The following is a 13,123-nucleotide window of genomic DNA, read 5'->3' on the forward strand; positions in this document are numbered from 1 at the left end:
GTAGCGCTGCAACGTGGCGTTCACCCCCCCATTCGTCCGCGCAATGCGCTACCTTATGGGGAGATCGGGGGCGGCGATCAGTCACTGGCGCACCCACACAAAGTTCAAAGGGGAAACTTCATGCGCTATCGCTCACGTGTCACCGCCGTCGCCACCGCGGCCCTTCTGTCGCTGACGCTCGCAGGGTGCGGTGGCGACACGGCGGCCGCCAAGCTCGACCCGGCCGAGAGCCCGCTGTCGAAGTACATGTCATCGATGTACGGCGACTACGACGAAGACTCCATGATCGCGCAGCAAAACGAGCAGGAAGAGCTCATCGCCACCTGCATGGCCGACGAGGGCTTCGATTATGTTCCGGTCGACAACTCCCAGTACAGCGGAATGATGAGTGATGACGGCGAAGAATACGGCACCGAGAAGTGGGTGGCCGAGAATGGCTACGGCATGAGCCAGTCTCCCGAGCAGATCGCCGAGCAGCAGGAGCAAAGCGAATCGTACGTCGACCCGAACCAGGACTACGTGATGAGCCTGTCCGAAACCGAGCAGGCCGCGTATTACGAAGTGCTCTCCGGCGTTCAGCCTACCGAAGAGGAAATGAGCGAAGACGGCTCGTACGAATACAACTGGGAGACCTCGGGCTGCCAGGGTTTCGCCAGTCATGAGATCAACGGCGACCAGCCGTCACAGGACGAGCACGCGGCGCTGTACGACGCAATGAGCGCCATGTACGAAGCAGCCCAGTCTTCCCCCGCCATCGTCGCCCTCGACGCCGAGTGGGCAACCTGCATGGCCGACGCCGGGTACGCAACCTTCCTCAAGAAGGCCGATGCTCAGGAGTCGATCTCCAACGACCAAAACGCAATCTATGAGAACTCGGCAGAGACCGGTCCCGACGAGCAGGCCCTCGCCGACCTGCGCGAGAAGGAACTCGCCGTGGCCATGGCTGACTTCACCTGCTCCGAAGATCTCGACTACACCGAGGCCTCCACGAAGGTGCAGTTCGAGCTCGAAGAGCAGTTCATCATCGATCACAAGGCCGAACTCGACGCGCTCATCGCAGACTCCGAGCAAGGCAAGTAGGTGTCGCGATTCGGGCGACGACAGCGCGAGCCTGACGCCACGGAGGTGCTCGACCTCGTCGGCGCTGACGAGACCATCATTCCGGTTGCCCACTCGCGCAGCCAGGGCTGGCGCCGCCTGTTCGCGGGCAACCGGGTGATCTGGGTGATGGCCACGGTCGCCATCGTGGCGCTCGTGGCCGGCCTCGGGCTCGGTCAGTTGATCGTCTCGCCCGGGCAGGCCGCAGCGGATGCCGACGCTCCCGCCGCCGGCCTCATCACCGTTCCCATAGAAAACCGCACCCTCGCCAACGACGTCACCATGCGCGGCGACGCCAGCTACGCCGACTCGGTTGAGGTATCGATCGAAACCGGCGAACTCGCCGGCGCGCCCATCGTCACCGGGCAGGTGCCCGAAGTCGCCGCCGTCTTCGACACCGCCTCGATCGCACTCGAGGTCACCGGCCGCCCGGTGATCGTACTGCCCGGCGACCTGCCGGTCTACCGCACCCTGCGGGTCGGCGTTTCCGGCCCCGACGTGCTGCAGTTCAAGCAGGGCCTGAACGCTGCGGGCATCGACGCCGGTTCGCTCGACTCCGACGTATTCGACGCGCAAACGGCGAGCGCGGTCACCGCCCTCTACGCCAAGGTCGGCTACCCCGCTCCCACCGGCGGCGGCGACGTCGCCGATGCCGTGAGCGGCGCCGAAGCCGGGGTCACGGGCGCGCAGGCATCCGTTGACAGCGCCAACGGCGCACTCACCGTCGTGCAGGGCGCCGCGTCGAACGTTGACGTCGTCGAGCAGGGCAACCTGGTGCGCAGCGCCGAGCGCGCGCTCGCCCTGGCGCGAACCGAAGGAACCCCCACCGCGATAGCGGATGCCGAGGACGCCGTCACCCTGGCCGTGGCCCGCCAGGCCCAGGCCCTGGCCCCCCGCGACTCGAGCGCCGAAAAGGCGGCCGTCACCGCCGCCAAGGCCGAGCTGACGCGCGCCAGCGAGACCCTCCGCGACGCCCGCGACGGCGCGCTCGCCTACCTCCCCGCCGGTGAGGTGCTCTACCTGCCCGGCCTGCCCCGCCGGGTCGACGAAATCAGCGTGAAGCGCGGATCCAGCATCTCCGGACCGGTCATGCGGGTCTCCGGCGCCACCCTGGTGATCTCCGGCTCGGCGACCGCGAGCGATGCCGCCCTGCTCGAAGTCGGCGCCCCCGCCGTGCTCGCCATGCCCGACGGAGACCAGCCCGCCACGATCAGCTCGATTGTTCCGGCCGAACCGGCCAGCGGCGAGACAGCCAGCGGCCGCTTCACCGTTTTGTTCGCGCCCGACGCCCTCACCGACGAACAGATCCAGGCCGTGCAGGGCAGCAACGTGCGCGTGCGCATCCCCGTCAGCTCCACCGAGGGAGAGGTGCTCGCCGTTCCGCTCGCCGCGCTCACCGCCGGGGCCGGCGGTGAATCCCGAGTCGAATTCGACCCCGGAGACGGAGCCGAGACCGTGCTGGTCGAGGTGACCACCGGCCTCGCCGCCGAAGGCTTCGTCGAAATCACCGCGGTCGACGGTTCGCTCGGCGTCGGCGACCTCGTCGTGGTGGGCCGGTGACCGCGGCCCCGGTCGTCGAACTGGTCAACGTGACGCGGTCGTTTCCCGGTCCGCCCGAGGTGCAGGCGCTCAAATCGGTCAACCTGCGGGTGGAACGCGGCGACTACCTGTCGATCGTCGGCCCCAGCGGATCGGGCAAGTCGACCATGCTCAACCTGCTCGGCCTGCTCGACCGGCCGAGCGTCGGCGAGTACCACCTCGACGGCCGGGACACGAGCCTGCTCGATGAGAAGCAGCGCGCCATCGTGCGCGGCGGCACCATCGGCTTCGTCTTTCAGGCCTTCCACCTGCTGCCGCACCGCACCGTGCTGGACAACGTGCTGCTCGCCACCCTGTACAGCGGCGTGCCGCGCGCCGAACGTGAGGACCGCGCCCGCGCCGCCCTCGACCGCGTGAAACTCAACCACCGGCTGGACTTTCTGCCCGGCACCCTCTCCGGCGGTGAACGCCAGCGCGTGGCTGTGGCCCGCGCCGTCGTCGCCTCGCCCGAGCTGCTACTCGCCGACGAACCCACCGGAAACCTCGACGAGACCACCGGCGGCGAGGTCATGGACCTCTTCGAAGAACTGCACGCCGACGGCCTCACCCTCATCGTCATCACCCACGACCAGGCGGTCAGCGACCGGGCCGACCGCCGCGTGCGCATCACCAACGGCCGCCTGAGCGAGCTGTCATGAGCTTCTCCCTCAAGCGGATGCTGCGCCGCCGTCCGCGCGCCGCCGCCGTCCCCGGTACCGAGCCTGCGGCATCCGCTGAACTGACGGCGAGCATCGTGCCGGTCATTCGCCGGGCCGACCGGTTCTCGGTGCAAGACCTTTTGGTCGAGGCCAGCTACGGCGTCGGCGCCCGGCCCAGCCGACTCGTCATGACGACCCTCGGCACCGTGCTCGGCATCGCCTCGCTCGTGGTCACCATCGGGTTCGCGCAGACCGCCGCCGGGCAGATCTCCAACCAGTTCGACGCCGTGTCGGCGACCCAGGTCATGATCGAACCCGCCTCGACCCGCAACTCGAGCGGCGCGGAGCAGGCCACCGGCCGGCTGCCCTGGGATGCCCCGGAACGGGTCGACCGTCTCGCCGGGGTGGAACGCGCGGGTCTCGTGGCCGATGTCGACGTCGCCGGCCAGCCCGTGACTTCCGTTCCCGTCAACGATCCGTCGGCGGCGCAAACCCTGAGCCCCGCCGTCATCGCAACTTCGCCGGGCCTGCTTGCCGCAGTGCGCGGCAACATCGTCACCGGGCGCTTCTTCGATGCCGGTCACGACGAGCGCGGCGACCGGGTCGCGGTGCTCGGCTCAAGGGCCGCCGAAACCCTCGGCATCAACCGGGTCGACAGTCAGCCGTCCATCTTCATCGGCGAGGTGTCGTACACGGTCATCGGCATCATCGACGGCGTGGAACGCCGCGCCAACCTGCTCGACGCCGTCATCGTGCCGCTGAACACCGCGCGGGCGGAGTTCGGCCTGACCGCCCCGGCCGAACTTCACCTGCAGATTCAGGTTGGTGCCGGCACGCTCGTGTCCCGGCAGGCGCCGATCGCGCTCGATCCGAGTTCGCCCGAAAACTTCACTGTGCAGGCTCCCGCCGCTGCCTCGTCGCTGCAAGACAACATCCAGGCCGACATCAACATCGTCTTCCTCACGCTCGGCATTCTCGCGCTGCTCGCCGGTGGCCTGGGAATCGCCAACGTCACCCTGCTCTCGGTGATGGAACGGGTCGGCGAAATCGGCCTGCGGCGGGCCCTCGGCGCCACCAAGCGCGACATCGCCCGGCAGTTCATCGTGGAGTCGGCCGTGATCGGCCTGCTCGGCGGCCTGATCGGCTCGGCGCTCGGGGTGTTCGCGGTCGTCGTCGTGTCGCTGCTGCAGGGCTGGACGCCCATTCTCGATCCGTTCGTCGCCATCGGTGCCGCCCTGCTCGGAACCGTCGTGGGCCTCGCCGCCGGCGCCTATCCCGCCGTGCGCGCCTCCAACATCGAGCCGATCACCGCCCTCCGCGGTGGCACCTGATCCGCTCGCTCGCGGGTTTCAGGTGCACCCGGGTTCGCCGGGTGCAGCGGCCAGAGTCACCGTGCTACCGGGGTGAGGGGTCAGTTCCATGAAACAACCGGGCATGCTCTTCTACCTGGCTACCGTCAGCACCCCGTGCGGCGCTTGGGCGCAGTCCGAGGACCACAACGGGTACTGAGCCCGGGTGGCTCGCCTGCTTGCGCGCACTGGTACATCAGCCTCTGACAGGCCAGTCAGTCACAGCACTAGTTCGTCGAGAACAGCGGACCGCCCGAAACACTCAGCGCCGACTCGATGATCTCAGCGACACTCGCCTCGGCAAAATGTGAGAATTGCACGTCCGGCTGCAATCGGTACGGGTCGTTATGGACGAACCTGACGGGAGGCCGTTCTCCCACCACGATCGTCACCCTGCCATCGTCTTCGTGCGCACTCGCCCGCGCGGCATACTCGCCTATGCGTCCGGGGATCTGCAGTCGGGCCAGACCCTCCCGCTCACGCACATCATCAGCAAGTTTGACCGCAAGATACCGTTCGATGTCGATCAGGTCGGACGAACTCATTATGAAGCCCTCCGGTTCGCTTCGCTCAGCTCGCGTGAGCGAAAACCCAGCCAGACCCCCGAAATGAACGTAATAGCGAATCTCACCGCCAACGTCGGCGATAAGAGCGACTGGGCCCTCGTCGCTGACCTCGATGGCGTACCGCGCCCGGATAACCCACGCACTGAACGGCTCCGAAAACATATCCGGCTTCACTGCATCACGGCCACCGGCGACATTGTCGCGGTCGGCGGTCCAGACTCACTTGTCATTGAGAACATCGCCTCCAAAATACGTAACGACTTCTTGATCGGTTGCCTCGAAGGCGAGCCGCTCATCCATAGTCCACCAAGTCCTGCACACACTGCATCGGTAGAGCTCCACGTGCATAGGAACGTTTTCAGCGACGAAGTCCGGCCGTTCGGCCGTCTCCCACTGACGGCGGCACAGGGCGCAGCCCTGCTCTTCCCAACTCTTCATTCTCTACTTGTCCCGAGCAGCGAGCCGGGCACGCCCCTCAGCCAACCGCAACTTCAACCATTCAGGCTGCTGGTCCACATTGCGAGGAAACTTCTCCTGGTCGGTCACGTAACTGATCGGATCTATGCCGCCAAGACTGAAGTCGACCTCCCGGTCGTAGTTGTACTCCACGCTTGCCGCACCTGACGCCTGAACGACGACCAAAACGCTGAACCACGTACCTGCACCGGGGCGGTAGCACGCCTGTCGTAAAACCTTGAAAGCGCGGTCCAGTGCGTAAGGGGTATCGGGCGTGTTGTACCGTCCCGATGGCGCTTCGAGTCTCCCGGCCGGGTTGAACGCCATCACCTTGCTTGCTACACCAGCCACAGTCATACTCGAGCGATACTCGATACGTTCGTCACCATCGACCAGCAACCCAAACAAGATGCTGCCCACCGTATTGAAGGCTTCCTGCTCCGCGAACAACCCAGACGGTTCAGACATTTTCGAAAACTTCCTTGAAGGTGTCTCCACCGTCCATTGCGTAGTTGACTGTGAACGCTTCGGGCACTTTGCCTCCGTCTGGGTCGTGCGGTCGAACATCGACCATCATCCTGGTATCTGGGTCCGCGGTCGGCATCGTGCGCCAGCTGTTCGCCCAATTGAAGAATCTCTCGCCGCCGCCCCGGTGAAGCGAGGTAAGCATTGCGGCCATGTTGGCGTACTCGCCACCACCACCGTAACTGTTCCCAAACAGGTGGCCACCATCGTAATCCGCACCCCCCTCGTTCCGTCGTGCTCGACGGCCAGGCCTTTCTGCAAGCGGATGCCGCCACCTCGGCCGCGCTCGGCCTCACCCCCGGCGGCTACACCTGCCACGCCCTGGGCGACGCGGTTCTCGACGAGTGGCGCACCGTGCTCGACCCGGCGCTGCTCCTCGAGTCGCTCGCCGGCGGTGCCGCCTTGTCGAGCGGACCGGTCACCGGCGAACCGGCGCGCATCAGTGTTGTGATCGACTCGGGCGAGGGGTCGGCGAGCAGTCTCGTGATCGCGGCGGAAGGGCATCCGCTGCCCAGCCGTCTCACTGTGGGCGACGCGCTCGGGGTCGCCGACGTGCGCTTTTCGGCGGGGGCACAGCCGTCGAGGTTTCAACGCCGGCCCCGGTCGTGCAGGCCTGCTAGAACGCGCTACCAGCCGGCGATGCCGGCGCAGGCGAAGCCGAGGCGGTTCAGGCCGGATTCCTGGTCGGTGAAGGCGCGCCACACCCCTGCGGTGTCGCCCGATCGGGCGGTCTGTTCCATCGCGTCGAGCGTACGCGGGGCGCCCTGGGCCCACGTCACGTAGTCAGTGTTGTCGATGCCGGTCGATCCCTCGGCCGCGCCAGGGGCACCGGACCGATCAGCGAAACGACCGGGGGCAGCACTTTCGCATTGCCCTGACTCTCGATCACACGCTGCATGAGCGCGACGACGGGTTCGGCCAGAGGGGTGCACCGGTCCTGCAGCACGTCGGTCATCAGTTCGCCTTCGGCTGGTTGCTTCTGGGCATGTACCAGGCCGAGGTGTTCGTCACGTCGTAGGTCACGGCAACACCGTGACGCTCCGCAGCGGTCACAAGAGCCTGAACCGCGTCTTGAAAAACGGGGCCGACCATTCCCTGACCCCAGACGCCTTTGAATCCGGTCACCTTTTTGTCGGCGTCGAGAGCGCGCAACACCTTCGGCGGGTTGCCGACCCGCGCCAGCACCGCGTCGGAGTCTGTGACGAAGACGTCGACGAACATCGTCGAGTCCGTGCCGAACAGGTGCGTCACGGTTGAGGTGTACGGCGACATCCCCCGCGGCGTCAGCGAGTGGTCGTAGATTCGCACGTACCGAACCTCAGCCCACGTGATCGTTGCCAGTCGCGGCAGGCCGAGACCGACATCGGAGACGGAGAGCGCAAGACGATTGTCGGCATTCCACTTGTTCTCGGCCTGACGCGCGGTGAACAGGCTGGTCGCTGCGCCAATCCCGAAGACGAGAATGACGAAGACGTACGCGAACCACGAACGGGCCGTGAGGGCGCTGGCGACCAGGCCGCCCAGCAGAAAGAGCGTGAATACCACGCCGGCGACGGTGTTAGCTCGCCGGTACCTGGCGGCGAGCCCCGGAGCATACCGGGCGACGTAGGCGTTCTGCAGAAACGGAGGTGTCGGTTCCATGCTGGTGCGCTCCTCAGACCGGTCGTTGGCAGCGAAGAATCCAACGAGCCGCCCTGACCCCCATTCGCGGACTAGTCAACGAGTCTCCATCGTACAGGCCTGCCCGTGCGCATCCGCTTCTCTGGCCCGTCTTCGCCGAACGAGGGCTAGGGCGTCCACCACGGCCGCAGCGGATGCCCGCCCCCACCGCTCCGCTCGTCTGGCCTGGCCAGCAGCACCTGGTGCAGCTGGATCCCGTTGCTCTCGAACCCGAGCCGCGAGCCCGCCATGTACAACCCCCACACCTTCGCGGTGGCAAGCCCGACCTCGGCGACCGCCTCGTCCCAATGCTCGACGAGGTTGGCGCCCCAGTCGCGCAGCGTCAGCGCGTAGTGGTGACGCAGGTTCTCTTCGTGCAGCACTTCCCAGCCGGCATCCTGCGCTTCGCTGATGATCCGGCCCGAACCGGTGAGCTCGCCGTCGGGAAAGACGTAGCGATCGATGAACCCGCGGGTAGACGGTTCAGTTCGATTCTCCGGCCGGGTGATGCAGTGATTGAGCAATAAGCCGCCGGGCCGCAATCGGGATTGCAGAAAACGAAAGTACGCCGCATAGTTGCGAACGCCGATGTGCTCGAGCAGCCCAATGGACGACACCGCGTCAAACCCGGTTTCGGTGATGTCGCGGTAGTCGCCGAAGCGCACCTCCGCCAGATCGTTCAGGCCCTCCGCAGCGATCGAGCGCTGGGCCCAGGCGGCCTGCTCGCTCGACAGCGTCACGCCGGTGGCCCGCACGCCGCGGCGAGCGGCGTAGCGCACCATGCCGCCCCAACCGCACCCGACGTCGAGCAGCCGGTCGCCCGCCGCCAGGTGCAGCTTCTCGAAGACGAGGCGGTATTTGTTTTCCTGGGCATCGTCGAGGGAGACGTCGCCGCGTGGGTAGCAGGCGCAGGTGTACGTCATCGACGGCCCGAGCACCCACTCGTAAAACCGGTTCGAGACGTCGTAATGGTGATGGATCGCTTCGGCGTCACGGGTCTTGCTGTGTCGCAGCCCTCCGGCGACGCGGTGCCAGCGCGGCCCTGCTTCCTCCGGCGGCGGCGCGATCGGGCGCAGCTGCCGCACACCGATGGAGCGCACAATGTCCAGCATCGTTCGCGCCGGCGGGCGGGTGAACTCCAGGCTGTCGGCGAGCGCCTTGAGCAGTTCGTAGGGATCACCGGGGTGAACCCCGTGCAGGTCGAGGTCGCCGGAAATATAGGCGCGGGCCAGTCCGAGGTCGCCGCGGCTCGTGGCAAGGTAGGTCGTGCCGCGCGGGGTCAGCAGGTCCAGCCCGAACGGTGCACCAGGCGGTCCGGCCGTGCTTCCGTCGTAGGCGGTGAATCGCACCGGGAGGCGACCGCCGGCAAGAATCTCCAACACCTGAGCGAGGGTGAATTTACCGGCCGGGGCATCCGTCGCTGTTGTCGCCTTCGTGGCACGATCCTTGAACGTCGTCATCGTCGTTGCACCGCCTTGGAATAGAGGTCGAGGAGCCGGGAATCGGGGTCGTAGCGTTTCTTCGCGGCCCGGTAGCTATCGCCGCCGTAGAGTTCGTCGAACTCCTCGCGGGAGTAGTAGGAGTCGGAATAGAGCGATTTGCGCCCGTCGAGTTCGCCGACTTTGTGTTCGATCAGTCGGTTGGTCTCCCCCTCGATGCTCCCGACCGGCACTGTCGACCAGAACCCGACGTTGACGTAGCCTTGCTTGGGCCGGATCGGGTAGAGCGGCCAGCGTTCCTCGCCCCGCAAACGCAGCGGGCACAGCCAGATCGGCTCGATCGGCACGTTGTTCAGAAACCAGCCGAGAAACTCCGCGCACCGTTCGATCGGTATCTCAACGTCTTGGACGACTCGCTCGCGGGGCGGCCTGCGGTGGAGTTGTTCAATGCGATCGCCGAGATGAAACCGCTGTTCGATGCGCATCAGCTTGCCGTACGTGCTGCTGCGCCGAAGCGTTCGAGGCCAGATCCGGCGAACAAGCGGATGCTGCGCGCCGAACGCTTGAGAGCACCAGAACCAGTCGGTGTCCCAGCGCCACAGGTAGTCGTGGATGGTGAGGCGATCGGTTGTCACGCCCCGCTCGTGCCTCAGGGAACGGTAGTAGATCTGCTGGCCCGAGTAGTCGCTGACCGGGCCGGGATCGCTGGTCTTCCGGCCCAGGCAGAGGTAGCTTTCGTCGGCGCCGAACACGACGCCGTCAAGATAGTCGACGGCAACCCCGTCGAGGCTGCCGGTCATCAGGATGCCGTCCATCGCCGCGACCAGGTCGTCGAGCGAGTGGAATCGCACGTGGGTGAGCGCCACGAACCGCTCGACGGGTTCGAGTTCGATTCTCAGACGCACCGTGTAGCCGAGCGTGCCGTAGCAGTTGGGGAAGGCGCGAAACAGCTCGGAATTCCCGGTCGGCGACGCGGTGAGCACGTCTCCGGCGCCGGTGAGAATGTCCATCTCCAGTACCGACTCGTGCGGCAGACCGTTGCGGAACGACGTCGACTCAAGGCCAAGGCCGGTGACCGCGCCGCCGAGGGTGATGGTCTTCAGTTGCGGCACCACCAGCGGCGCCAATCCGTAGCGCAGCGTCTCGGCGACGAGATTCTCGTAGGTGCACATGCCGGCCACGTCGGCCGTCCGGGCCGCCGCGTCAATAGAGATGACGTTGGTCAGCCCCGACGTGTCGAGGCCTGGAACGCGGGTGTTCGTTCGGGTTCGGAACAGATTCGAGGTGCGCTTGGCCAGCCGAATCGGGGCCGTCACCGGCACGGCGCGATAGCTTGCCAGAAGGCGCTGCACGCCGGCGGCGTGAGCGCTCCGGGCGTTGAGCACAGCAGCGGGCACGCCCTCACGTTAGTCCCGGTCTGGGCAATCGCACCAGTGCTCGGTACCACCTCAATCGTGCCGATTACGGGGGCCTCAATCCGGTGCCGTCTGGCAGACTCGGGGCATGTCCACGATAGGTACGCCCGGCGGCACACCAGAGCGCCCGGCGGTCTTCTTCGCCACGCCCGGAGAGTTCCGCAACTGGCTCGAGGCGAATCATGCCACCGCAACGGAACTCTGGATGGGCCTCTACAAGAAGCACGTGCCCGACCGCGGGCTCAGTTGGGAGCAGGCCGTGCCCGAAGCCTTGTGCTTCGGCTGGATCGATTCCGTGGCCCAGCGCATCGATGACACGGCACGGCGCCAACGGTGGACTCCGCGTAAGCCCGCGAGCATCTGGTCAAGCGTCAACATTGCGTTGGTGGAGAAGCTCACCGCTGAGGGGCGCATGCGCGAGGCCGGCATTGCCGCGTTCGAGCGGCGGCGTGCAGACAGATCGGGGGTGTATTCCCACGAGAATCCCGACCGGGAGCTGCCTCCTGCGGCAGCGGAACGACTGGCGGCGAACCCCGCTGCATCCGCGTTCTGGGAGGCAGCAACAGTGACCTACCGCCGACAGGTCACCCACTGGGCGCTCACTGCCAAGCAGGACGCCACCCGCGAACGACGGCTGGCTCAGCTCATCGATGACAGCGCAGCCGGTCGGCTGGTTCCCTTCCAGCGCTATGGCGAAGTGCCCAAGTGGGCGCAGCGCGCCGCCGACGCGGCGCGAGCGGCGGCATCCGGCCAATAGATCCGAACGTCGGGCCCGGGCGCTCGCGGTCAGCATCAGCTTTGAAAATCTTCCGGGTCGACGTGCTCCAGAAAATCTTTGAATTCGTCGAGCGATTGCTCCCGGTCAGGGGTCTCCTCCACGTTGCCGCCAGATTCAACCAGCGCGGCGGGAATACCCTCGGCCTGCAACACGTCGTCGGCGACGAAGATCGGCGCTCCGGCGCGCAGAGCGAGTGCGACGGAATCCGAGGGCCGAGCATCGAGCACGAATGGGCCGGCCGCAGTGCCGAGAGTGATTTCGGCGTAGAAGATTCCTTCGTCGATGCGGGTGACGTCGACTCGCTCGAGGTGGGCATCAACGGTGTCGATCAGCGTCTTCATCAGATCGTGCGATAACGGTCGTGGCGGCGCCTCACCGCTGAGGGCGATCAGCGTGGAAGTCGCTTCCTGTTCCCCGACCACAATCGCCAGAACGGTTCCAACGGCCTGCGGCTCCCCGATCGGTTTCAGCAGGATGATGTGCTGGCTCTCACTGTCGATTGCAACCCCGAGAACGCGTACCTCTACCATGGCGACCCTCTCGAATCATTGTGCAGAACACCGCCATCGTACGTCCGCTCACCGGTCAGGGGCCTTGGCAGCGACAAACTTAGATACTTAGAAGTCCCAGTCGTCGTCCTCGGTGACTACAGCTTTGCCGATCACGTACGACGAGCCCGAGCCGCTGAAAAAGTCGTGATTCTCGTCGCCGTTCGGTGAGAGCGCGGAAAGAATCGCCGGGTTCACGTCGCAGACATCCTTCGGGAAGATGGCCTCATAGCCGAGGTTCATCAGCGCCTTGTTGGCGTTGTAGTGCAGAAACATCTTGACGTCTTCGGTCAGGCCGACCTCGTCGTACAGGTCTTGGGTGTACTGCACCTCGTTCTCGTACAGCTCGAAGACGAGGTTGAAGGCGTAGTCCTTGATCTCGTCGCGACGCTCCTGCGTGGACTTCTCGAGACCCTTCTGAAACTTGTAACCGATGTAGTAGCCGTGCACGGCTTCATCACGAATGATCAAACGGATGAGGTCGGCCGTGTTGGTCAGGCGCGCCCGGCTGGAGAAATACATGGGCAGGTAGAAACCCGAGTAGAACAAAAACGACTCCAGCAGAACCGAGGCGACCTTGCGCTTGAGCGGGTCGTCACCCTGGTAGTAATCCATGACGATGGAGGCTTTTTTCTGCAGGTTCACGTTCTCGGTCGACCAGCGAAAAGCTTCGTCGATGTCCTTGGTGTTGCTCAGGGTCGAGAAGATCGACGAGTAGCTCTTGGCGTGCACCGATTCCATGAACGCGATGTTCGTGTAGACGGCCTCTTCGTGCGGGGTGATGGCATCGGGAATCAGCGACACGGCACCGACCGTGCCCTGAATCGTGTCGAGCAGAGTCAACCCGGTGAACACGCGCAGGGTGAGCTGCTGCTCGACCGGTGTGAGCTGGTTCCACGACTGGATGTCGTTGCTGAGCGGAATCTTCTCCGGCAGCCAGAAGTTGTTGGTCAGTCGGTTCCAGACCTCGACGTCTTTCTCGTCTTCGATCCGGTTCCAGTTGATCGCGTCAACGTGCGACACCAGCTTGAGCTTGTCAATCATTGGAGGTGT

The 13,123-nt window shown here is 65.5% G+C and carries 15 protein-coding genes; 6 read left to right on the forward strand and 9 right to left on the reverse strand.

Annotated elements, in window-relative coordinates; translation table 11 throughout:
* Positions 1-120: 120 nt before the first annotated feature.
* From BMW72_RS00640 to BMW72_RS00655, 4 genes are read left to right on the forward strand one after another with little or no spacing between them, the layout of a single operon-like run.
* Positions 121-1,080: a hypothetical protein gene (locus BMW72_RS00640; protein WP_092106227.1), complete on the forward strand. Its 960-nt coding sequence runs from the start codon at positions 121-123 to the stop codon at positions 1,078-1,080.
* Positions 1,081-2,658 (forward strand): efflux RND transporter periplasmic adaptor subunit, encoded by a 1,578-nt coding sequence (locus BMW72_RS00645; protein ID WP_241983965.1) that lies wholly within the window; start codon positions 1,081-1,083, stop codon positions 2,656-2,658.
* Positions 2,655-3,335, forward strand: coding sequence for an ABC transporter ATP-binding protein (locus BMW72_RS00650; RefSeq protein WP_092106229.1), 681 nt, complete (start codon positions 2,655-2,657; stop codon positions 3,333-3,335). The genes BMW72_RS00645 and BMW72_RS00650 overlap by 4 nt, the downstream gene beginning before the upstream one ends.
* Complete coding sequence (locus tag BMW72_RS00655) at positions 3,332-4,666, forward strand: ABC transporter permease (RefSeq protein ID WP_241983966.1); 1,335 nt, start codon at positions 3,332-3,334, stop codon at positions 4,664-4,666. The genes BMW72_RS00650 and BMW72_RS00655 overlap by 4 nt, the downstream gene beginning before the upstream one ends.
* A gap of 245 nt (positions 4,667-4,911) precedes the next feature.
* Here the strand turns inward: BMW72_RS00655 and BMW72_RS00660 are convergent, their stop codons facing one another.
* The 3 genes from BMW72_RS00660 to BMW72_RS19650 all read right to left on the reverse strand — a co-directional run bounded on the left by BMW72_RS00660 (position 4,912) and on the right by BMW72_RS19650 (position 6,427).
* Complete coding sequence (locus BMW72_RS00660) at positions 4,912-5,412, reverse strand: Imm61 family immunity protein (protein ID WP_092106233.1); 501 nt, start codon at positions 5,410-5,412, stop codon at positions 4,912-4,914.
* A gap of 279 nt (positions 5,413-5,691) precedes the next feature.
* Positions 5,692-6,174, reverse strand: coding sequence for a hypothetical protein (locus BMW72_RS00670; protein ID WP_092106237.1), 483 nt, complete (start codon positions 6,172-6,174; stop codon positions 5,692-5,694).
* Complete coding sequence (locus BMW72_RS19650) at positions 6,167-6,427, reverse strand: DNA/RNA non-specific endonuclease (RefSeq protein WP_422386315.1); 261 nt, start codon at positions 6,425-6,427, stop codon at positions 6,167-6,169. Before BMW72_RS19650 ends, BMW72_RS00670 begins: the two co-directional genes overlap by 8 nt.
* 38 nt (positions 6,428-6,465) lie before the next feature.
* Here BMW72_RS19650 and BMW72_RS00680 point away from each other — a divergent pair, with 38 nt between their 5' ends.
* Entirely contained in the window at positions 6,466-7,014 is a 549-nt protein-coding gene (locus tag BMW72_RS00680; RefSeq protein ID WP_092106241.1) for a hypothetical protein, read from the forward strand.
* On the opposite strand, the gene BMW72_RS00685 is transcribed toward BMW72_RS00680, so the two are convergent.
* From BMW72_RS00685 to BMW72_RS00700, 4 genes are all read right to left on the reverse strand, one after another.
* Positions 7,007-7,186: a hypothetical protein gene (locus BMW72_RS00685; RefSeq protein WP_092106243.1), complete on the reverse strand. Its 180-nt coding sequence runs from the start codon at positions 7,184-7,186 to the stop codon at positions 7,007-7,009. The two genes, BMW72_RS00680 and BMW72_RS00685, sit on opposite strands and share 8 nt — an antisense overlap.
* Positions 7,186-7,872: a hypothetical protein gene (locus tag BMW72_RS00690; RefSeq protein ID WP_092106245.1), complete on the reverse strand. Its 687-nt coding sequence runs from the start codon at positions 7,870-7,872 to the stop codon at positions 7,186-7,188. The genes BMW72_RS00685 and BMW72_RS00690 overlap by 1 nt, the downstream gene beginning before the upstream one ends.
* A 146-nt stretch (positions 7,873-8,018) precedes the next feature.
* Positions 8,019-9,350 (reverse strand): class I SAM-dependent methyltransferase, encoded by a 1,332-nt coding sequence (locus BMW72_RS00695; RefSeq protein WP_092106247.1) that lies wholly within the window; start codon positions 9,348-9,350, stop codon positions 8,019-8,021.
* Positions 9,347-10,726, reverse strand: coding sequence for an FAD-binding oxidoreductase (locus BMW72_RS00700; RefSeq protein ID WP_092106249.1), 1,380 nt, complete (start codon positions 10,724-10,726; stop codon positions 9,347-9,349). The genes BMW72_RS00695 and BMW72_RS00700 overlap by 4 nt, the downstream gene beginning before the upstream one ends.
* A gap of 106 nt (positions 10,727-10,832) precedes the next feature.
* Here BMW72_RS00700 and BMW72_RS00705 point away from each other — a divergent pair, with 106 nt between their 5' ends.
* Positions 10,833-11,501: a YdeI/OmpD-associated family protein gene (locus tag BMW72_RS00705; RefSeq protein WP_092106251.1), complete on the forward strand. Its 669-nt coding sequence runs from the start codon at positions 10,833-10,835 to the stop codon at positions 11,499-11,501.
* A 35-nt stretch (positions 11,502-11,536) separates the two neighbouring features.
* Here BMW72_RS00705 and BMW72_RS00710 read toward each other — a convergent pair whose 3' ends face one another.
* Both BMW72_RS00710 and nrdF read right to left on the reverse strand, forming a co-directional pair.
* On the reverse strand, positions 11,537-12,052 hold the full coding sequence (locus tag BMW72_RS00710; protein ID WP_092106253.1) for a bifunctional nuclease family protein: 516 nt from the start codon (positions 12,050-12,052) through the stop codon (positions 11,537-11,539).
* Between the two features lie 87 nt (positions 12,053-12,139).
* A complete protein-coding gene (gene nrdF, locus BMW72_RS00715) occupies positions 12,140-13,114 on the reverse strand; it encodes a class 1b ribonucleoside-diphosphate reductase subunit beta (RefSeq protein ID WP_092106255.1) in 975 nt (324 codons plus the stop codon).
* Positions 13,115-13,123 lie beyond the last annotated feature (9 nt).

This window comes from Cryobacterium luteum (assembly GCF_900110125.1).
GTDB lineage: Bacteria > Actinomycetota > Actinomycetes > Actinomycetales > Microbacteriaceae > Cryobacterium > Cryobacterium luteum.

What these genes read in the sequence shown, in the direction of transcription:
- BMW72_RS00690 (WP_092106245.1), bottom strand. Translation starts at nt 7,872, where the DNA reads ATGGAACCGACACCTCCGTTTCTGCAGAACGCCTACGTCGCCCGGTAT.
- BMW72_RS00670 (WP_092106237.1), bottom strand. Translation starts at nt 6,174, where the DNA reads ATGTCTGAACCGTCTGGGTTGTTCGCGGAGCAGGAAGCCTTCAATACG.
- BMW72_RS00655 (WP_241983966.1), top strand. Translation starts at nt 3,332, where the DNA reads ATGAGCTTCTCCCTCAAGCGGATGCTGCGCCGCCGTCCGCGCGCCGCC.
- BMW72_RS00685 (WP_092106243.1), bottom strand. Translation starts at nt 7,186, where the DNA reads ATGACCGACGTGCTGCAGGACCGGTGCACCCCTCTGGCCGAACCCGTC.
- BMW72_RS00705 (WP_092106251.1), top strand. Translation starts at nt 10,833, where the DNA reads ATGTCCACGATAGGTACGCCCGGCGGCACACCAGAGCGCCCGGCGGTC.
- BMW72_RS00640 (WP_092106227.1), top strand. Translation starts at nt 121, where the DNA reads ATGCGCTATCGCTCACGTGTCACCGCCGTCGCCACCGCGGCCCTTCTG.
- BMW72_RS00710 (WP_092106253.1), bottom strand. Translation starts at nt 12,052, where the DNA reads ATGGTAGAGGTACGCGTTCTCGGGGTTGCAATCGACAGTGAGAGCCAG.
- nrdF (WP_092106255.1), bottom strand. Translation starts at nt 13,114, where the DNA reads ATGATTGACAAGCTCAAGCTGGTGTCGCACGTTGACGCGATCAACTGG.
- BMW72_RS00695 (WP_092106247.1), bottom strand. Translation starts at nt 9,350, where the DNA reads ATGACGACGTTCAAGGATCGTGCCACGAAGGCGACAACAGCGACGGAT.
- BMW72_RS00660 (WP_092106233.1), bottom strand. Translation starts at nt 5,412, where the DNA reads ATGTTTTCGGAGCCGTTCAGTGCGTGGGTTATCCGGGCGCGGTACGCC.